The organism is Paenibacillus sp. ACRRX (assembly GCF_022346885.1).
In the GTDB taxonomy this organism is placed as follows: domain Bacteria; phylum Bacillota; class Bacilli; order Paenibacillales; family Paenibacillaceae; genus Paenibacillus_B.
In genome coordinates this window covers 226136-246211 of the sequence record NZ_JAKRNK010000003.1, presented here as the reverse complement: position 1 = coordinate 246211, position 20076 = coordinate 226136, and the positions used below count along the sequence as shown (strand labels likewise).

Genomic DNA, 20076 nt, shown 5'->3' with positions numbered 1-20076 from the left:
ACATCTACTGCCTGCGAGTTTCCCTTTTGACGGAAATGTTATAACCGGGAATAAGTTGCAGATGCAGCCCCATACAGTCAAAAAAAGGTCATCATTTTCCTTGAGAGAGAATGATGACCTTTTTTGTGTGGAAGAACATGTCTCCACGTTTACAGCAGCATGGCAGCAATAAAGCCAAAGATGAGCAGTGGCACGTTGTAATGCAAAAAAGTAGGCACACATGTATCCCAAATGTGGTCGTGATGTCCGTCAGCATTAAGGCCAGCTGTTGGCCCCAATGTACTGTCTGATGCTGGCGAGCCGGCATCACCAAGAGCGGCAGCTGTACCAATAAGCGATACGGTTGCCAATGGGCTAAAACCAAGCTTCATCGCAAGTGGCACAAACACAGTTGCGATAAGTGGGATCGTCGAGAACGACGATCCGATGCCAAGGGTGACAAGCAGCCCTATCGCCAGCATTAGGATGGCTGCGAACGCTCGATTGTCACCGACAAAGCTGGCGCACGCCTGTACGAGTGACTCAATGTCGCCTGTCGCACGTAATACTGCGCCAAAACCCGCGGCTGACATCATGACAAAGCCGATGTACGCCATTGAGCGCATGCCGTCTGAGAAGACGCGATCCGAACGATCACGCGGCATTATTTTTGCCAACAGCAGAATGGCAAGACCTGCGCCTGCACCATAAATCATAGAGCCGGTGCTTAACTGCACCGTAAGCATCACGGCAATGGATAGCAACCCTGCTATCGTCATACGCGTGGAACCTTTCTTGGCGGCTGTAAAAACGGCATCAGCCTGTATCGAAGCATTTTGCCCAGCAACAAATGGATCAGACGTAGTTTGTGAACTCGAATAGTTCCTTGCTTTGCGATACGAAAGAAATGTAGCGATGAGCAAGCCGGCTATCATTCCCATCGCGGGGATGAGCATCGCTCTTGGCAGCATCGAGGCATCCACCTGCAAGCCGTTCTGTGTCATATTAGAAGCTACCGTTTCATGAAAGATCGCGCCGAATCCAACCGGAATGAGCATATAGGGCATAATTAAGCCAAAAGTTAAAGCGTTAGCTATCGCTCTACGATCGATATGCAAGGAGTTAAACAGCCCTAGAAGCGGCGGTATAAGAACAGGTATAAAGGCGATGTGTACAGGTACGACATTTTGCGACAAGCAGGCCATAAATGCGATGGCTAACACAACTGCAAAACGGGTAATATGACCCGTCTGCGCTCCTGCCTGCTTGCGTCCAACTAGCAAGCCTGCTCGGTGTACGATGCGCTCAGGCAGGCCGGTTTCTGTTAATGCAGCGGCAAAAGCTCCTAGCAGCGCGTAACTTAGCGCAATAGATGCGTTGTCTTTAAGGCCCTCTGTAAAAACATCAATAGTTGGGGTTACCCCAAGACCACCTGCTAGTCCGGCAGCTACGGCAGATATAAGCATCGCCATGACGATGTGCACCCGGCAAAGACTTAAAGCGAATAAGATCGCTATAGATAACAATACGGCATTCATAGAAGTCACCCATTCATGTTAGGAAATAATCATTTTACTGTGATAACTAATTAAAACATTACCACTTTACCAAATCAACGTACAATGTTTAACAATCAGCCCTCTTGTGGTAGTGAAAATGAGTCTAGACTTACTATTACACCACTTCTTATGCGGCGGGATCGTCCTAATTATTGATAATGCCTTTATCATTATAGAACCCATACCTGTAAAATATGTAAACTAAATCCATTCAAACCATCCTCCAGCCCGATTGTAGCGTGTTATTAATGCAGGTACACTGAATAAAGTTCATGAGATGACAAGATTAGACGAAAAGAAATAGTTGTCTTTAACATTAAAGTTGTTGACCCTATTTCCCATGGAGGAGAGAATTATAATGAGAGCAACAAATCCCCCAGGACACGCATCACCGCTTAGTCTGTTCAAAAACCGATTTGTGCAGGCCATTATGTTAGCGGGATTATTTATGCAATTGGGCATTTGGATTCGTAACTTTGCCGTGCTGCTGTATGTCGTGGAAATGACTAATAAAAATGCGACTGCTGTCTCATTAGTATCGGTGGCTGAATTTGCACCAATCTTTATTTTTTCCTTTATAGGAGGCACATTTGCCGATCGTTGGCGCCCTAAGCGGACAATGGTATGGTGTGACATTCTGAGTGCGGCTTCTGTATTTATTGTGTTACTTACCATTACGATGGGCTCGTGGCAGGCTGTTTTCTTTACGACCTTTGTTTCCGCTATCTTGTCTCAATTTTCTCAGCCATCCTCTATGAAGCTGTTTAAGCATCATGTGCCAGAAGAAATGATGCAGGCAGGGATGTCAATCTTTCAGACGATGAGTGCTGTCTTTATGGTGTTGGGCCCTGGTGTAGGGACACTTATTTTTCAGAAATACGGAATTACGGTGTCCTTGATTGTGACGGGAATTGCTTTCCTGTTATCTGCGCTAGCGCTTACTTTTCTCCCCCAAGACAAAGTGGAAGGAAAACAAACTCAATCCGGCTCTACTGTCGGGAAAGAGTTGGCGGCAGGCTTCCGTTATGTGATGAACAGCAGCTTGCTTAAATCATTAGGCGCTTGCTTTGCACTTGCGGGACTTGCATTAGGCCTCATCCAGCCTATGGCTATATTTTTAGTGACGGAACGTCTTCAATTGCCTGAGTCGTATCTGAGCGTACTGTTAATGGTGAACGGGGCGGCTATGTTTGTAGGTGGCGCGCTGTCAATGGTCTTCGGCAAGAAGTTCAAGCCGCAGCAGATGCTTGCTTTCGGTATGTTAATCAGTAGTATAAGTATGCTGCTTGCTGGGTGGTCGACCGTGTTGTGGTTGACTTTAATTTCTCAACTGATCGGTGGTTTGGTGCTGCCAAGCATTCAAATCGGAATTAGCACGTTAATTTTGAAAAATACAGAGCCTGATTTCATCGGCCGGGTCAACGGTATATTGAGTCCGATGTTTATCGGCTCGATGGTCATAACGATGGCTGTGTCTGGCATTTTAAAAGATGCTTTGTCACTGGTGCCACTGTACGGGATTGCGGCCACTCTGTTTATTTTAGGTGTTGTGGTTATGATCCCGACCTTGCGTATGCGTGAGCCTGAGCCGACTACAGTGGGGAGTTCGCTGGCAAGCAATGAGTAGGCCATCACGTTGCCGCCCTTGTCTTGAAGAACAGATGGCCACGTGAGAATCGATAGGTCTCTCTATAAGAGATGAATAGCCGATCAACCATTGACTTTTAGTGACCAACGGGCACATAATAGTAAACAACATGTAGGTTGGACTAACATTGGTGACGAGAACATGTACGCTGCGGGAAGCTTCCAGAGAGTCGACGGTTGGTGCAAGTCGATGGCGAACGCATACGTAAATCCTCTCTGAGATGTCACGCCGAAGCGAAGACGATGAAGGCGACTATAGTCGCTTGGCAGCGTCGGATACGAGAGTAAGCGTGGACGGAATCCTCCGTTATCAGGAATGCGCAGAATAGCGCGACCAAGTGCTGCACAGCATAAGATCAGTACAAGCACACGAAGACGAAGGAAGATCGTCTAGTGCGGAATGCTGAACGATAGGATGACGTGCAGAATAAGGGTGGTACCACGAGTATATACTCGTCCCTTCTGGGACGGGTTTTTTTGTATTCTGACAGAAGAGCTAGAGAGATGAGCGAGCCGAAAGCGAGGAGCTGGACATGGGAACGACAAACGTAATGATGGAGCATATTGTACGCGCACATCACGTACTTAAGGAAGTAATCGTGCGTACGCCGCTGCAGCGTGATCCGATACTGTCTGCAAGATACGATTGCAATGTATATTTGAAGCGGGAGGATTTGCAGGTTGTCCGGTCTTTTAAAATTAGAGGCGCCTACAACAAGATTCGTCATCTGTCCGAGGAAGAATTGCAGCGAGGTATCGTATGTGCTAGCGCAGGCAACCATGCACAGGGAGTGGCGTTTTCTTGTCAGGCTCTTCGTATTCAGGGCACCATTGTAATGCCTAGTACGACGCCGAGTCAGAAGGTGACGCAAGTAAAGCGGTTTGGCGGCACCTATGTAAATGTGGTGCTGACAGGGGATACGTATGATGATGCATATGAAGCAGCTATGAAAATTTGTGGCGAAAATGGCATGACGTTTATCCATCCGTTTGATGATCCCTATATCGTAGCAGGCAATGGAACAGTAGGGATGGAAATTATGGAGTCGTTGGATGCCCCCGCAGATTATGCATTTGTAACTATCGGTGGTGGAGGATTAGCTGCTGGTGTGGGGTCTTACATTAAGACAGTAAGCCCGAACACACGTATCATTGGGGTAGAACCTCAAGGTGCAGCATCCATGAGTGAGGCGCTGGCGCAAAAAGAGGTCGTGACCTTGCAGCATATCGACAAATTCGTAGACGGTGCAGCAGTGAAGCGTGTCGGCCAGCTTCCTTTTGACATCTGCTCACAGGTGCTTGATGATGTGATTCACGTTCCAGAAGGCAAAGCGTGTACAACCATATTACAGCTCTATAATGAAAGTGCGATTGTGGTGGAGCCTGCTGGTGCATTAACGATAGCGGCACTTGATTTGTACCGTGAACAAATCCGAGGGAAAACTGTGGTCTGCGTAGTTAGCGGTGGCAACAACGATATTGACCGGATGCAGGAAATCAAGGAACGTTCACTTATATATGAAGGATTGAAGTATTATTTTACGGTCAACTTCCCGCAGCGTGCGGGTGCCCTCCGCGAGTTTTTGCAGGAGGTACTGGGACCGAATGACGATATTACGCGGTTTGAGTATTATAAGAAGCATAATAAGGATAATGGGGCAGCGCTCGTAGGTATAGAGCTCCAGCACCCGGACGATTATGCGCCTTTGCTCGAACGAATGAAGAAGAAAAATTTGACCTATATTGAAGTCAACAAAGATTCTGTATTGTTTGACTTATTAGTGTAAGCTCATAGTTGAACTGGACAGACGTTACCGTTATATTATGGAGAATAAGCATAATCCTTTGTGTAACATAAAAATACAATTTACCCGTTGTGAGGACATTCAGAAAGGTTGATATTATGGAGAACCCGAATCACACTTCTAACTTTATACGTAACATAGTCGTAGAGGACCTAAAGGAAGGCCGTGTGAATGAGATCATTACACGTTTCCCACCTGAACCGAACGGTTACTTGCATATTGGACACGCCAAGTCGATTTGCTTGAACTTTGAACTCGCCAAAGAATTCAAAGGCCGCGCCAACTTGCGATTTGATGATACGAACCCGATCAAGGAAGACCAAGAATATGTCGATTCCATTAAGCAGGATGTGGAATGGCTTGGCTTTACATGGGATGAGTTAAATTTTGCGTCGAATTACTTTGAAGAAATGTACAATCGGGCTATTGTTCTGATTAAGAAGGGCAAAGCATTTGTGTGCGACCTGAACGCCGAGCAAATTAGGGAGACGCGTGGCACGCTGACAGAGCCAGGGCAGAATAGCCCTTATCGTGACCGCAGCGTGGAAGAGAATCTGGAATTGTTCGATCGTATGCGCAAGGGTGAGTTTGGAAACGGAGAAAAAGTACTGCGTGCGAAGATTGATATGTTATCGCCTAACATTAACTTGCGTGATCCTGTTATTTATCGTGTGTCCCATACGCCACACCACAACACAGGCGACCAATGGTGTATCTATCCTATGTATGCTTTTGCACACCCAATAGAGGATGCTATCGAAGGGATTACACATTCGATTTGTACGCTGGAGTTTGAGGATCAACGTCCATTTTACGATTGGGTTGTTGCAGAGACGGGAATGGAGAAGGTTCCTCATCAATATGAGTTTGCACGTTTGAACTTGACCAACACGGTCATGAGCAAGCGGAAGCTGAAGCAGCTCGTGGATGAAGGAGTGGTAGACGGTTGGGACGATCCGCGTATGCCAACTATCTCCGGCCTGCGCCGTCGTGGCTTTACACCGGAATCGATCCGCACGTTCTGCCGTGAGATTGGCGTGACGAAGAGCAATGGGATTATTGACTCGAAGTATCTGGATTATTTTATTCGTGAAGACTTGAAGCTTAAGGCTCCACGCACGATGGGGATTCTTAAGCCGCTTAAAGTCGTGATTACGAACTATCCAGAGGGCGAAGTAGAGTGGTTGGATGCTGAAATCAATCCAGAAGTTCCAGAGATGGGTCTTCGCCAGATTCCTTTCTCACGCGAACTGTATATTGAGCAGGACGACTTTATGGAGAATCCTCCAAACAAGTATTTCCGCTTGTTCCCCGGCAACGAAGTGCGCTTAAAGCACGCATACTTCATTAAGTGCAACGACTTTGTGAAGGATGAAGCAGGTAATGTGGTGGAGATTCACTGTACGTATGATCAAGAAACGAAGAGCGGCAGCGGGTTCACAGGGCGTAAAGTAAAAGGCACGATCCACTGGGTGGAAGCCACACATGCCGTACCAGCGGAGTTCCGTTTGTACGAGCCGCTCATCTTGGATGAAGCGGAAGAAGCAGAGAGCGAGGGCAGCTTCCTGGATCACTTGAACCCGAATTCGATCGTAACGGAACAGGGCTTTGTTGAGCCGAATATGAAGGATGTCCAACCACAAGATAAATTCCAATTTTTCCGTCATGGTTATTTTAACGCAGATTCGAAGCACACCAAGGACGGCAATATCGTATTTAACTTGATCGTATCCTTAAAGAGTTCTTTTGAACTGCCAAAGCAATAATCTAATCCGGTTCTGAGACAGGGAGTCTGTCGGATATAGATGAACAGGATGACGTCTGCTGTTGGACCTCTAGCAAAGCAGATAAGCACATGAACAGTACCGCCAATCGGCGGTACTGTTTTTGTTATATCAGGTAAGGAAGCAGCTTATTGTACTATTGTGAACCATTTCGGTACGGATATCTCCACAAGCAAGATGCTTCCCTTGCTTGATCAGTGTGATGAGGAGGGCCAAGAGTCGAGCTGTATGGAGTTTATCGCACATATTCGATCCCGAGTAAGTGCAAATGTAATCGATTCGATGACATGGCGGTTGGATATTTGTTGGTCTGCATGAAGATCGCGAGGTGATAGCCAATCCGCATCTAATGGTGACACATCGTCAAAATCAGGCGGGTACACAGCTATGACCCGAATACCTTCTGGCTTTAGCCGATGACGTAGTCGATCGGTGAAGCCGGCTTGGGCGAATTTGGCAGCATAAAATGCTTCATGAGCAGTCTCATGTTGAAAATTAGGCAAGCCGCAAACGGATATAATATTTACAATATCAGCGGCTTTTGATTTACGCAGCAGGGGCAGCATGTGGCGGGTTACCAAGGATGTGCCTACGGCTGCTGAATTAATCGTATCGCTGATGGCTTCATCGCTGACACTGTCCAGATCACCTTGAAGCCATGTGGCTCCGTTATTCACGACAATATCTATATAATCGGTTTCCTGAGCAACTGCTGTGCAGAAAGCTTGAATTTGTTGTGGGCTGCACAGATCCGCGATAAACGATTTGGGAAGATGTCCAGTTATGGATTGGATCTGCTGACAAGTTTCATTCAGACTTTCAGCTTGGCGAGCCGCAAGAAACAACTCTGCTCCCATTTCTGAAAATCGAATAGCCATAGCTCTACCTAATCCTCTTCCTGCTCCAGTGATGACGATTTTTTTTCCTGCTAAGTCCATGTCTCTTTCCTCCGTCTCAAAACTATTTGTCCTCACCATTAGAAGGGTACACTCTATCCGTGAGAAGTAAGCCAAGTATTAATAAAACGGTCTTGCTATGCTGTCTATAGAACGGTAGTCGACCTAGTATACATTCTAAATATAAATGTTTAGAATGTATAGCTTTGATTTTGGAGAAATCTGCATTTTGTGTGGTGAACAGTGAGTAAGATGGCAAGAGTTATAAAAGGATAGAGTGACGATCACGCATCTTATTAGGACTTCATGACAGCACAGCACAAAAAGCCCATCTCCAGCATGAGCAGGGACGGGAACTAGTTGTAACACCTTCAGTATGTGAAAATGAAAGGGTGTTGTGGCTCCAATTTATGCAGTCAGGACGGTTTTTAATGTACGCAAGTCTTCTTCTTTTAGTCCTACCGCTGTAACGAGATAATGATGCACGCTGTCGTGCTGCTCAAAGATCAGATCTAATGCAGCATTCAGGTAAGACGGACGTGCTTCGATAACTGCCTGCAACATATGATCCGATACGTCACCATAGCTGGACATTTGCGCCCTCGTTTTATTTGCAATGTGCTGCATATCCAAATATTCATTAGTGAGCAAATAATCGTCAAGTACCGTCTCGCGAGGCACGTCAAGTGCAAGCAGAATCAACGCCGCAATTAGTCCCGTGCGGTCTTTGCCTGCGGTGCAGTGGAATAGCAGTGGTGTGCCGTCTGTTTGCAGTAACAATTCAAAGATGCGGCGAATTGCAGCGGTTGATTGTACAAGGGACTGATTTAATGTTACCAGCAGCATATCTGGCTTGCTAAACAAGTGGGCAATCTCTGTCCTGTTTCCTAGATCGTGCGCTTGACGGATAACAGGGCCTGCATGTTCTGGTATTAGCGGGACGTGGATGTTAACCGATGCGGCAAACGGTGGTGTTGGCATCGCAGTGATCTCATCCTGATCACGAAGGTCGCATATCGTACGTACGCCGATTCGTTCGATAACAGCAATATCCTCTGATGTAAGTCCGGAGAGTTCGGCGGAGCGGTACAGCATACCCCATTTGACAGTACGTCCGTCTGTTGTCTTATAGCCTCCCAGGTCACGGAAATTACTTCCGCCTTTTAAAGGAAGAACCCGCATCGGTTGTTCATGCGTCGGTTCAGATGTAGATAAGTCATGTAGTGTCATATTCATTCTGTCTCCAATCTTATGTCTAATAGATGCAGCCCGATTATAGACACCTAATTGTTAGTTTGTATATTGGACGTTGTGGTGGTGGAGCTGCAGTGAGAGCTTGCTATAAATTATCTCTAATTGTAACCAATACCGAACGCTGCGTAAAATGTAGGGCTGCATCTTCTAGAACCCTAATAACGATTCACTCCTTCGTAGACTACATTTTCTATTCGAGGGAGGAGTGTCGAGAACCTGAATATGTCTACATCAAAAGAAGCGTCTTCGTTTCAAGGACGCTTCTTTTGATGTGTGATACAGTCACCACGTAGTCCAATCGTTGCCACAGCTTGTATTGATCAGGCACTTCTTTTTTGCCGCAGAATGGAGTGCCGCAGCTCGATTTGCCACACTATTTTTCGATTAGGAGCCTAGATTAATGACAAGGCAAACGACGCTACAATTGAAGAGCTGTCGATACGGATAAATCAGCTATCTCGTCGGCTGTCACTTCGCGCCCAAGCTTGCTGGAGAGGTAGATCCCCTCGCTAATGAGCATCGTATCAAGGGCGAGTTGGGCAGTTGGCAGCAGCGGAACAATACCCTGAAGCGCAGCAATCCAATGATGCTGTGAGGAATCGTATGCCCACTCCGTATCCCGCAGCATATGCCAACGGCGGTCCATCGCTTCGAGATCTATCGTTGCATCGAAATCGATGTCGCAGTCTGTGTAATGATAACTCAATCCCTCGGTTCCCTTGGCAGCCGGCAAACGAATCCCCCCTGTGGAACCCATGATGCTGCTTCCTTCAAAAGCTCCCATATGAATGGACCAAGCTTCAATAATATCCAGAGTGATACCGCCTTCAAACTTTACAAGGCCTACACCGAGTTCTTCTACATCAAACTGGCTAATATGGCGTCGTTCGGCGAGCATATCCATTTCTTGATAGGTTTGCCCGCTAATCCGCACAGGCTTGGGAAGCCCAAGTAAATATAACATCTGGGAGATGTGGTATACGCCCATGTCATACATGGCTCCGCCCGAGGCGGTAGTTTTGCGGGTAAAGGCAGGCGTGCCGTAACCATCCACGTAAGGTCGACCGCGGCGCCGATAGCCTGTCGAGCGTGCATGGTACAATCTGCCCAGCTTCCCCCCATCAATGATGGCCTTTGCAGCCTTGGTTTCTTTGGCGTATAGATTGCCAAGTTGTATGTGCAGCAGCTTACCAGAAGTTTCCGCTGCTTCGACCATCGTAATCGCGTCACGATAGGAGCCTGCGATCGGCTTTTCACAGTAGACGTGCTTTCCGGCCTGCAGCGCTTCGATCGCAATGGGCGCATGGAGGTTGTTATGCAGGCAGACGTCGATGGCATCAATGTCGTCACGCTGCAGCAGTTCGCGGAAATCGCTTGTACAATCAGGAATGCTGTAATGAGCGGCTACACGTTCTGCCTCAGCCAGATTCGTATCACATACAGCAACAAGCTCCGCATCCTTTATATTGGAATATTGATCAAGGTGATGCTTGCCGATTTGGCCCACTCCGATAACGGCTATTCTCTTGGCTGTCAAATTGAAGCCCTCCTTGCTTGACGTGTGAGTGATTATATATGCAGATATGCAGCCGTTCCTTGACGGGCCTATCTTGTAGAGACAGTAAGTTTACTCTTTTACTCCGTTTTACTCCGTAGATGAGGACGCCGCTGAAACAGCTGCCTCTAGATGACTCTGCAGTTGTTGAAGCGCAAGAGCGATAGCTGCACGTTGGTCCTGCGGGGCATTGTACTCGACCGCCCAGTATCCTTCATAGCCGGCTTGAAAGAGCGGGCTGAGCAGGGCTGGCGCATTATCGGCTTGCAGCGTCTTCAGATCGACATGCACATGCTTGGTCCAAGGGGTAACCTGCGCATCGCTTGCAAGCGCAAATTGCCGACTGTCCTCCGAGGATCTGTTGCCGCGAGCATAAGATGGCACGGTGTGCTGCCATCTTCCAAGGTGCAGCAATACACCAAAGTTCGGATGGCTGACTGCTTCAGCGATGTTGACGATAGAAGTGGGGTTTAAGGCGAAGCCGGTATGGTTCTCGGGACCAACCCAATAACCGCCTTCAGCAGCCCGCGCAGCATATTCACGGTACCGCATGGCAATGTACGTGAGAGCTTCGTCGGACATGACATCGGAGCCATGCATAACCGCATCAATGCGGACAGACTTGGCGCCAAGCATCTCGGCGGCTCTGAGATGGGACAACGCGTTCTGGTGCAGCGCTTCGCGCACCTCTGGGTCTGGGTCCCATAGATGGGCAGTATCCACTGCAATATTGGCCAGTGTCATCTCACGTTCCTTGAGAGCCTGTGCAATTCGTTGTATCGTATCGTCATCTGCCACCGCCCAGAGCGGCCGCGACGTATCAGCGAAGAAGGCATTCCAGAGATCGATTGCCTGAAGTCCGAATTGCGTATGAACCGTCTCTATATAAGAGAAGACATCCATTTTCCCTTCCACGCGTAAATTGTTAAAAGAAAACCCGCCAATCGATATGTTCATAGTTGAACCTCCTTCGGAACCTATTTATACAATATGTCACATCATACATTCGAGCGTAGCAGATAATAAGCAACAGAACAAAGCTCATCTGCAAGCAAAATGATACCGTTTACATGGGGATTATTGCCTTGATCTCAATATAACGCCCTCAGGCTGACTTTTCTATATATTCGCAGCATGTTTTGTATGTAATGACCTTAATCTTGACACGATAAGGAAAGATAACCAATTCGGTAAACGCCTTGTAACCACATCAGCTCTATTTTTCGTTATAGTGATAACAGGAGGGGAGGTATGGCTTTCCATGCTTGATGAAGAACAAGCGAACAAGAATGAATCTGTTGAGACCGATGAGGAGCAGACCAAGCCTCATATCGTGTCTTATTTACATCATATATGGAAGAAGTATACGATTTATATTTTATCAGCAGCGAGTATCCTATTGATCTTAGTTGTAAGCGGTGGATGGTTTATATGGAACACGATGAACGATACCATTCTTCCTGCCGGATACCGTGTGTTTGGCCTTGATGCAAAAGGGATGAAGCCCGAGCAATTGCGGGAACGGATGCAGCGGCGGATTCAATCTTGGGAACAAACGAAGATCGTGTTTATTCCAGATCGAACAGACGCTACACTGAACAACTTGGCCTCACATTCGCTTACATTAAAGGAGTTAGGCATCTCATTCAGCAGCGAGAAAGTGGAGCAGCAGCTTGAGGATTGGAGCAACGGAGGCTTGTGGAAGCGGCTGCAGTTGAAGGGCGAACTGCCCACTCAGAATGTTAGCGGTTCTATAACTGTAGATCAGGAACAGCTATGGCAGACGATGAGCCATACTTATGGCGAAGTGATTAATCGTAAGCCGAAGGATGCTGAAGTCAGGTATGATGCACCTTTGAATCCCAGTTATGTGAAGGAAAAGGATGGCATTGAGCTGGATGCTTTTCAATTAAAACAGCAGTTGACGGAGCAGGTATCCAAATATGTATTAAACAAACAGGAGCAAGCTAGATTGTTGATGCTGCGGATGCCGCTAATTACAGTACCTGCAAACGTTACGCTGAGTACATTACAGGCGCGCAAGCCGAATGCACTTCTCGCAGAATATACGACCCGAATCGCGGATAGCGGCAAGGGACATTATCATAACATTGAGGCGAGTGCTAAAGTATTGAATGGACTAGTTCTCCGTCCCGGTCAGCGTGTAAGGTATCAAGATATTGCGGATAAGACGGAGCAGAAATATGGGTTGCAGGAAGCCCCAGTCATTGAGAAGGGCAAACTCATAGAAGGCATTGGCGGTGGTTTGTGCCAGACGTCCACGACGATGTACAATGCGGCGCTGAAGAGTGGGCTTCAGATTGTGGAGCGTCAATCCCATTCGCTCCCAGTCGGCTATGTTCCCTTGGGGCTGGATGCGACGTATTCGGACAATGGCCCCGATCTTGTGGTGCGTAACAATACAGAAGGCGACGTCGTCTGGGTCAGTCGAGTGGAGGATCATAAGCTTACGATCCGGCTTTACGGACAGAAAGAGCCTGGCACGACGTATCAAATAGAAACGAGACTCGTGAAGGAAACGGAGCCTGCTTCAGTATATGAGTTCAAGGACGTTACAAAAGAAAAGCAAACCCATGTCTTACAAAAGGGACGTGCTGGTTATGTCCTTGAAACCTATCGAATTAAATTGGTTAACGGGATTGCGGTTGCGAGAGAGAAGCTGCACAACTCTGTCTATCGCTCGCAGCCGACGCATTATACGATGGAGAAGACGCAATTTGCTCATACACCAACAACGCCGTAGCTGAGGGCTACGGCGTTGTTTATAGGGTAAGATATTCGGGTAACGATTCATAGTGGAATCATACGATGTCATGTTACGGGTAGGACGTGTGGATTTTCATAATGATGACCGAATAGAACTGGCTGACAAAGATCAGTCCATCAGTCCTTCTTCTAATTACTAAGCACGCTTGGCGCCAACGTATGTTTTCTGCGCCCAATTGGAACCCATGCTGGATACTTTGACACTTCGAGCAGAACCCGAATTTGCTTCAATGAACTTATTGTCGCCGACATAGATTCCAACGTGAGTGATCCGACTTCCTCCAGAAGAGAAGAAGACAAGATCTCCTTTTTGTGGATTCTTCATCAATGTGCCCAATGATTTATAAATATCATGCGCCGTGCGTGGTAATGCTGTGCCATTCTTGCGGAATACGTAATTAACGAATCCAGAACAATCGAAACCGTTAGGTGAAGTACCGCCCCATACATAAGGTACACCGAGATAGCTGTATGCCGAGTTTAGGATTTTATTCGTTTTAGTAGTAGGCGCCACTGAACTTGTTGTAACTTCAGGCACCTCCTTGTAACGACTTACAGATGGAAGGGACTTCGTTAAAGAAGAGTCCCACTTATATTGCAGATTCATCTGATCAATTAGAAAACGAAACGGAATATACGTATTGTTCTGGTAAGACCACGGTCCATCTCCCATTTGGACAGCTTGTCCATCCACTAATACTTGGCTGTCGCCGGTACGAAAGCGAAGCTTCTTACTGCCGTCGGTAATCGTAATCTCCAAGTGATCCTCATCTATAGTAGACCATTCCAGGTCATAATTCATTTGATCTGCAAATGCACGAAGGGGAACGTAAAGGTTCTCTCCGCCTTCCAGAATTGGAACTGTTCCAGAAAACTGAACCGTATTATTATTGATTGTCATCGAAATATTTTTTGCGCTTGTATCCGCGTAAGCTTTTGTGCCGAGCGCGCCGTCCGACAAGAGCATGCATCCAAAAACAGCGCTCGCAATAAGAGCAGCTCGTACTGCAACCTTCAAAACATCGCCTCCTAATAGTTGTCTGCCATCTGTGTTATGTAGTGTGCGACGTTCTGTCGACATACACGATCCTACCATATCAATGGTAAATCTACCAATAGTCTGGGAGAACCATTTATGACAGAATTGTAATTTATAAAAATTATCTTACAAAGTTGTAACCTTGTCAAAGGATTAGGCATAGGAAATGTATTCCTTCAGCTGTTCTAGGATGAGGACGATACGTATTTCGCGCCGATATAAGACAGATTTGTGAACAGAGTCACTATCCTTATGGATAAGGGCCTGTTTTACGTTTGTTTCCTTGGTGCGATGGGTAATAAGCCTTGATAGTGGCGCTTAAACTATCTGAACACTGGAAATCGTTATAATCGATGAACAGGGAGGCATATTGCCATGCAAGTATCACTTAGAAGAGTCAAGCTTGATCAGCATCTGGGAGTGGCGCATACACACAGTATCATGATCGATCAAAGAACGGTCAGCGAAGATGATGATGCTGGATTTCGTCCTTCAGAACTATGGATGCTAGGACTTGCTTCCTGTCTAGGGCGCTCCATTCAACAATACGCAGATAAACAGGGATGGACCATTCAGCATCTTGGTATTGAAGTAGAGGATGCTTTGGATGAATACAATCATATTCAGCAACTGACCTTTTATTTACGTACAGAAGGTATTGCCTATGCTGCGCGTGTTGAGATGTTTCAAGCCGTCCGGTATGGCAGCAAGCTGCTGCGTACCGTCAGTTCAGAGATTAACATTCGATTTGTAGATCAGACTTCTTCACCGCAGGTGCCGCGTCAGCATCAAGATAGGATAGGGGAAAATGTGAGCAAGGATAAAGAGCTTTACCTTGTGTAGGTTGGCATATTATTAAGGCGTATTAATATTGTATGATGGGTTCTTCAATAGAAGAGGGGAACTCGCATAATTGGGATATACTAGGGAGAGGCAGACCGATATCGTTTCGGCACCTGCCTCTTTTATTTGTACGAAGCAGTATATTCACAAAATAAGGTAAAATAAGGAATGTAATATTATCGAGGTTGCGAACCTATACGAAGATATAGATTACGTTTACAATAGAAAAGGTATCTGAATGCAGTAGATGAAAGGAAAAGGATCATGTTCAGACATTTCTATCAAAGGTACTTCAAGCGCAAACTATTTAATAAGCTTATTGTTATTTATTCTTTAATTGCGGTTGTATCGCTAGTGACCTTGTCAGTGTTTGCTTATCAATTTTATGCGCGTAAAGATATCAACACGGCAGTCATGGAACAACAGCGTACAGTTGATACCATTAATCGTTACTTCGATCAGAAGAGTGAGATCATGCAAGCCATGATGCAGCAGTTGTACCAGGATAATACATTGATTGAAGATACGATCTATTTACTGGAGCACAGCTATGAGAATTATTTGAAATTTCGTCTAGACGCATATAGCAAGAGTAACAGTTTTTATACAAGGGATTTCAGGGATTTTTATGCCAACCAATTTTTGAAAGATTCCGACATCCGCAACATCATATTGTATAGTCAAAAACAGCATTTTGCTTATATGTTTAGTGGTAAAGGGGATCCGAAGTTGTATGAGTGGAAAGGGCCTGGTCAGGAGACACCTGAATTTATCGTTGACAGGTACGTGGGAATTGGAAAGTCTCCAATTAAACAGCCAAACACCTTAACCGATACCCCGAGCAATGTGTTTGATTTGAGAGGGTATGCTACTGTAGAGGAAAGCATAAGTAATAACAAGATAAGTGATACAGGTGGGGTAGCGGTAACCTCTGAACGCACATTTGTAACGATCAATAACCGTATAAATAACAAAGAGACACTTATGACCGCCGGTGAGATTAGTATCGATTTTAATACGAGTGGTATTGAGCGTAACATCGACTACGAGCAGCGGGAAGCTCAATACGCGGTGATGAATGGTGATGGCCAGATGATCTACTATTCAAAGACATGGGACATGAAGCGTTTTGAACAGAACGCCGGCAAAGTATTTGCTAAAGACCGCAACAATTCTGAACCCATTAAGCTTGATGGGTATGGTACAACATATGTAAACATGTCTCAAATGAACAAGTTGGGCTTGACGGTAATCGCCTTGCTTCCGCAAGAGAGTATTACCTCTCATCTGTCAGGGCTGCGTAACACCATCATGTTCGTGACAGCGCTTATCATTATTGCGGTTGTGTCCTTGACCTATTTTTCTGTCATCCATCTTTCCCGCCGGACACAGTCCATTGTCATGGCAATGAAGAAAGTACAGGATGGCAATCTGGAAACGAGGATACCTGTCAATCAAGAAGATGAGTTGGGACTTATCGCTCAGAGCTTTAACCGGATGTGTGAGGACTTAAAGCAGTACATTAATCGTTTTTACAAGTCAGAGCTGAAACAGAAGCATGCTGAGTTGATTGCGCTGCAAGCACAAATCAAGCCGCATTTTCTGTATAATACACTTGAAGTTATTCGGATGCGGGCTGTGTCTAAGGGAGCACACGATGTAGGGGACATGATATACAATTTGGCCTCTATTTTCAGACACATGGTCAAGGACAAAACGATGATTTTACTGTATGAAGAAATTGAAAATAGTAAGCGTTATCTGGAACTAACACGTTTGCGATACCGAGATAAGCTGCAATACACCATTCGGATGGATGAGCATCTGGGCGGCTACAATATTATGAAGTTATCTGTTCAGCCTATCATTGAAAACTATTTGGTACATGGCCTTGGTCTGGAAAGGACGGACAACCACATACTGATCGAGGCGGTAAAAGCAGACAATTGTCTCGTCATCTCCGTGTCAGACAACGGGAAAGGCATACCGCCTGAACGCTTGCAGCAGATTCAAAACGATCTGAATCATCCTGAATTAACCGATCATGGTTCTTTAGGATTAAAAAATGTGCATGATCGTCTTAAAATATTATATGGAGAACAAGCAGGCTTGACCATTGACAGCGTCGTGAATTCGGGCACTGTCGTTACGCTGCGCGTACCGCTTCAATAAGGCTGATGTCGGAGGCGGAAGGCACCAACGATGGGGGGATACGATATGTATGATGTGTTTCTAGTGGATGATGAACCGTTCATTATAGAGGGATTGCAGTCTATTCTAGAGTGGAATGATTATGGTCTTACCATTGTCGGACAAGCCGAAAATGGGGAAGAAGCGTGGAAGCAGCTTCAGGAGAGGCCCGTGGATCTGGTTGTTACAGATATTATGATGCCGAAGATGACGGGGCTTCAATTAATCGAGAAGGTCAAGGGATTGCATCCACAGACCAGATTTATAATATTGAGCGGTTACAATGAGTTTGTATATGTTAAGGAAGGCATCAAGCTCGGTGTTGAAAATTATTTGCTGAAGCCGATCAATTTGGAGGAATTCTGCTCTACGCTGGAAACGACAGTACAGAAACTGGATCAGACGCTTTCGCATAAGCAAGCGGAGCAGCATAATCGTGACATTTTGCGCGATAATGTCCTTTATCGCTGGATAAGAGACCAGATTCATTTGGAAGAGCTGCAGCAGCGGGCAGAATTGCTTGGCATCCGCTTTGTCCATCCTTATTATTGGACGATCCTGATTCGAACGGAAAGCGATAACGGCTTGGAATTGGATATGGATCTCAAGCAGCAGGAGAAGCTGGCTAAGGGTGCACAAGCGTTTGTAAAAGAGTTCGCCGAGGGATATTGTATTCGGGAATGGGACGGCGAGATCGCCTTAGTCATAGGTCTGAATCAGCTTGCTGACAAGACTTTGATTGCAGAACGATTAATTCTCTGGAAGTTGGATATGGAGAAACAGCACGATACAGCGCTGCAGGTGACAACTGGCAGCGTCCAATCGGGTTATGCACTGGCATCCGTCAGCTACTCCCATGCCAAACAGGTCCAGCCTTACCATCTGGTTAAAGATGAGGATAGCATCATTGATTATGAGGAAACGTTAAATTACCGTTCTTCACGTCCTTCTTCGGTGCAGCCGGACATTAATCCGTATGTGAAGCTGTTATACGCGAAGGACAAAGAAGGCATTCATCGGCTGCTGGATGACGACTTTGAACGTTTGCGCGTGGTTGAAGGCGCTGAGCCGCGCGACATTCGCAACTTTGCGGTAGAGCTGCTCATTGCATGGAAGCAGTCGATAAATGATGAAGCCTTGCACGCATCCGAGGGGGAGCAGGATTGGTTTGATGCTGTATACCGGATTCAGTCCATTCAGGCACTGAAGGAGCATCTAGAGCAAGCAGCTGTGAAGCTGATAGACCTGCTTAATCAGCCGCAGGATATGTCACCGGTCGTTAAACAGGTGCTTCAGCATATCGATGACCGTTATGCGGAAGAATTATCGCTCAAGACGTTAAGCCAGGTGTACAATATTAATCCTGTTTATTTGGGCCAACTGTTCCAGAAAGAAGTGCAGTGCACGTTTTCGGATTATTTGAATAAGACCCGTATCAAGATGGCTAAGCAAATGTTGATTGAAACCAATTATCGGATGACCGACATTGCTGAAAAGGTAGGATATTGGGACAAAAGTTATTTCTATAAGCAATTTAAGAAGTACGTCGGCATATCTCCCAAGGAATACCGGGAAATACATTAACAGGGTATAATTTTCCGTTAGTTGTCCAATATAGTAAAGGGCTTCCATGGTCTGCATCTACCAAATGCACCGTGTGTAAGCCCTTTCTTTATTTTGTACACCAAATCTAAAGTTTATTGACTGTTGAAAGCGATTTATTTCGGATACTCTAAGAGTACACCAAGCAAACAATTGCAAACAAAGCAACGGGGGATGATCGGATGCAAACCATCAAGAACATCTTAAGGAACATCAACCAAAACCGAATCTTCTTGATTATGGTTCTGCCAGGGGCATTATGGTTTTTGTTCTTCTCTTACCTTCCGATGTTCGGTACTGTTATCGCTTTCAAGGACTACCGCTTTAGCCGTGACGGCTTCTTGGCGAGTCTCCAGCAGAGCGAGTGGGTAGGATTTAAGAACTTTGAATATTTATTCAGCACGAATGACGCTTATGTCATTACAAGGAACACGATCTTGTACAACGTTGTGTTTATCGTGCTCGGCCTGATCTTTGCTGTAGGGATGGCCATTATCTTAAGTGAGATCGTTAACAAACGACTTGCAAAAGTGTATCAAACCGGGATGTTCTTACCTTACTTCTTGTCCTGGGTTATCGTCGGTTACTTCACATTCAGCTTCTTGAGCGTGGATAAAGGCGTTATGAACCAGGTACTTACTTGGATGGGCAAAGATCCGGTGTCATGGTATTCGGATACGACTTACTGGCCTTACATTCTCGTCTTCCTGAACATGTGGAAGGGTATCGGTTACTCCAGCGTTGTCTACTTGGCGGCGATCGTTGGTATCGATAAAACGTACTACGAAGCAGCAATGATTGACGGCGCTAACAAATGGCAGCAGATTCGCAACATTACACTTCCATTTATCACACCGTTGATTACGATTCTGACGCTGCTCGCAATCGGCCGTATCTTCTATGCGGACTTTGGTCTCTTCTACCAAATTCCACGTGATTCTGGACCGTTGTACGCGGTTACCAACGTTATCGACACTTATGTATATCGCGGTTTGAAAGCAACTGGCGAGATTTCAATGAGTACGGCGGCTGGTTTGTATCAATCGCTTGTAGGATTCGTTCTCGTTATGACATCGAACTGGATTGTACGCAAATTCAACAAAGACAACGCGTTGTTCTAAATTAGGGGGGACTGA

Annotated in this window: 14 protein-coding genes and 1 other annotated feature; of the genes, 8 read left to right on the top strand and 6 right to left on the bottom strand. The window is 46.1% G+C overall.

Annotated elements, in window-relative coordinates:
- Window positions 1-149: 149 nt before the first annotated feature.
- Entirely contained in the window at window positions 150-1517 is a 1368-nt protein-coding gene (locus MH117_RS11795; RefSeq protein ID WP_239328903.1) for a Na+/H+ antiporter family protein, read from the bottom strand.
- 379 nt (window positions 1518-1896) lie between these two features.
- Between MH117_RS11795 and MH117_RS11790 the strand changes: the two genes are divergently transcribed.
- The 3 genes from MH117_RS11790 to MH117_RS11780 all read left to right on the top strand — a co-directional run bounded on the left by MH117_RS11790 (window position 1897) and on the right by MH117_RS11780 (window position 6756).
- The gene (locus tag MH117_RS11790; RefSeq protein WP_239328902.1) at window positions 1897-3165 is read left to right on the top strand and encodes an MFS transporter; all 1269 of its coding nucleotides are present in this window, start codon (window positions 1897-1899) and stop codon (window positions 3163-3165) included.
- 142 nt (window positions 3166-3307) lie between these two features.
- Window positions 3308-3649, top strand: a binding site (T-box leader).
- Between the two features lie 69 nt (window positions 3650-3718).
- The gene (gene ilvA / locus MH117_RS11785) at window positions 3719-4972 is read left to right on the top strand and encodes a threonine ammonia-lyase IlvA (protein WP_239328901.1); all 1254 of its coding nucleotides are present in this window, start codon (window positions 3719-3721) and stop codon (window positions 4970-4972) included.
- A gap of 116 nt (window positions 4973-5088) precedes the next feature.
- A complete protein-coding gene (locus MH117_RS11780; RefSeq protein WP_239329208.1) occupies window positions 5089-6756 on the top strand; it encodes a glutamine--tRNA ligase/YqeY domain fusion protein in 1668 nt (555 codons plus the stop codon).
- 212 nt (window positions 6757-6968) lie between these two features.
- On the opposite strand, the gene MH117_RS11775 is transcribed toward MH117_RS11780, so the two are convergent.
- The 4 genes from MH117_RS11775 to MH117_RS11760 form a co-directional block, all read right to left on the bottom strand.
- Window positions 6969-7712 carry an SDR family oxidoreductase gene (locus MH117_RS11775; RefSeq protein WP_239328900.1) on the bottom strand — a complete coding sequence of 248 codons (744 nt, stop codon included), beginning with the start codon at window positions 7710-7712 and terminating at the stop codon, window positions 6969-6971.
- A gap of 366 nt (window positions 7713-8078) precedes the next feature.
- Window positions 8079-8900 carry a tyrosine-protein phosphatase gene (locus MH117_RS11770; protein WP_239328899.1) on the bottom strand — a complete coding sequence of 274 codons (822 nt, stop codon included), beginning with the start codon at window positions 8898-8900 and terminating at the stop codon, window positions 8079-8081.
- Between the two features lie 442 nt (window positions 8901-9342).
- Window positions 9343-10461, bottom strand: a complete 1119-nt coding sequence (locus MH117_RS11765) for a Gfo/Idh/MocA family protein (protein WP_239328898.1) — start codon at window positions 10459-10461, stop codon at window positions 9343-9345.
- A 108-nt stretch (window positions 10462-10569) separates the two neighbouring features.
- Window positions 10570-11436: a sugar phosphate isomerase/epimerase family protein gene (locus tag MH117_RS11760; RefSeq protein WP_239328897.1), complete on the bottom strand. Its 867-nt coding sequence runs from the start codon at window positions 11434-11436 to the stop codon at window positions 10570-10572.
- 304 nt (window positions 11437-11740) lie between these two features.
- Here MH117_RS11760 and MH117_RS11755 point away from each other — a divergent pair, with 304 nt between their 5' ends.
- Window positions 11741-13243 (top strand): VanW family protein, encoded by a 1503-nt coding sequence (locus tag MH117_RS11755; RefSeq protein ID WP_239328896.1) that lies wholly within the window; start codon window positions 11741-11743, stop codon window positions 13241-13243.
- Between the two features lie 159 nt (window positions 13244-13402).
- Here MH117_RS11755 and MH117_RS11750 read toward each other — a convergent pair whose 3' ends face one another.
- Window positions 13403-14284, bottom strand: coding sequence for a C40 family peptidase (locus tag MH117_RS11750; protein WP_239328895.1), 882 nt, complete (start codon window positions 14282-14284; stop codon window positions 13403-13405).
- 396 nt (window positions 14285-14680) lie between these two features.
- Here MH117_RS11750 and MH117_RS11745 point away from each other — a divergent pair, with 396 nt between their 5' ends.
- From MH117_RS11745 to MH117_RS11730, 4 genes are all read left to right on the top strand, one after another.
- The gene (locus tag MH117_RS11745; RefSeq protein WP_239328894.1) at window positions 14681-15148 is read left to right on the top strand and encodes an OsmC family protein; all 468 of its coding nucleotides are present in this window, start codon (window positions 14681-14683) and stop codon (window positions 15146-15148) included.
- A gap of 264 nt (window positions 15149-15412) precedes the next feature.
- Entirely contained in the window at window positions 15413-17320 is a 1908-nt protein-coding gene (locus MH117_RS11740; protein WP_239328893.1) for a sensor histidine kinase, read from the top strand.
- Window positions 17321-17350: 30 nt separating this feature from the next.
- The gene (locus tag MH117_RS11735) at window positions 17351-18922 is read left to right on the top strand and encodes a response regulator transcription factor (RefSeq protein WP_239328892.1); all 1572 of its coding nucleotides are present in this window, start codon (window positions 17351-17353) and stop codon (window positions 18920-18922) included.
- Between the two features lie 200 nt (window positions 18923-19122).
- The gene (locus MH117_RS11730) at window positions 19123-20061 is read left to right on the top strand and encodes an ABC transporter permease (RefSeq protein ID WP_239328891.1); all 939 of its coding nucleotides are present in this window, start codon (window positions 19123-19125) and stop codon (window positions 20059-20061) included.
- Window positions 20062-20076: the final 15 nt, after the last annotated feature.

Excerpts from the sequence above, each read along its gene's own strand:
- MH117_RS11795 (WP_239328903.1), bottom strand. The coding sequence starts at position 1,517 with ATGAATGCCGTATTGTTATCTATAGCGATCTTATTCGCTTTAAGTCTT.
- MH117_RS11790 (WP_239328902.1), top strand. The coding sequence starts at position 1,897 with ATGAGAGCAACAAATCCCCCAGGACACGCATCACCGCTTAGTCTGTTC.
- ilvA (WP_239328901.1), top strand. The coding sequence starts at position 3,719 with ATGGGAACGACAAACGTAATGATGGAGCATATTGTACGCGCACATCAC.
- MH117_RS11780 (WP_239329208.1), top strand. The coding sequence starts at position 5,089 with ATGGAGAACCCGAATCACACTTCTAACTTTATACGTAACATAGTCGTA.
- MH117_RS11775 (WP_239328900.1), bottom strand. The coding sequence starts at position 7,712 with ATGGACTTAGCAGGAAAAAAAATCGTCATCACTGGAGCAGGAAGAGGA.
- MH117_RS11770 (WP_239328899.1), bottom strand. The coding sequence starts at position 8,900 with ATGACACTACATGACTTATCTACATCTGAACCGACGCATGAACAACCG.
- MH117_RS11760 (WP_239328897.1), bottom strand. The coding sequence starts at position 11,436 with ATGAACATATCGATTGGCGGGTTTTCTTTTAACAATTTACGCGTGGAA.
- MH117_RS11755 (WP_239328896.1), top strand. The coding sequence starts at position 11,741 with ATGCTTGATGAAGAACAAGCGAACAAGAATGAATCTGTTGAGACCGAT.
- MH117_RS11745 (WP_239328894.1), top strand. The coding sequence starts at position 14,681 with ATGCAAGTATCACTTAGAAGAGTCAAGCTTGATCAGCATCTGGGAGTG.
- MH117_RS11740 (WP_239328893.1), top strand. The coding sequence starts at position 15,413 with ATGTTCAGACATTTCTATCAAAGGTACTTCAAGCGCAAACTATTTAAT.
- MH117_RS11735 (WP_239328892.1), top strand. The coding sequence starts at position 17,351 with ATGGGGGGATACGATATGTATGATGTGTTTCTAGTGGATGATGAACCG.
- MH117_RS11730 (WP_239328891.1), top strand. The coding sequence starts at position 19,123 with ATGCAAACCATCAAGAACATCTTAAGGAACATCAACCAAAACCGAATC.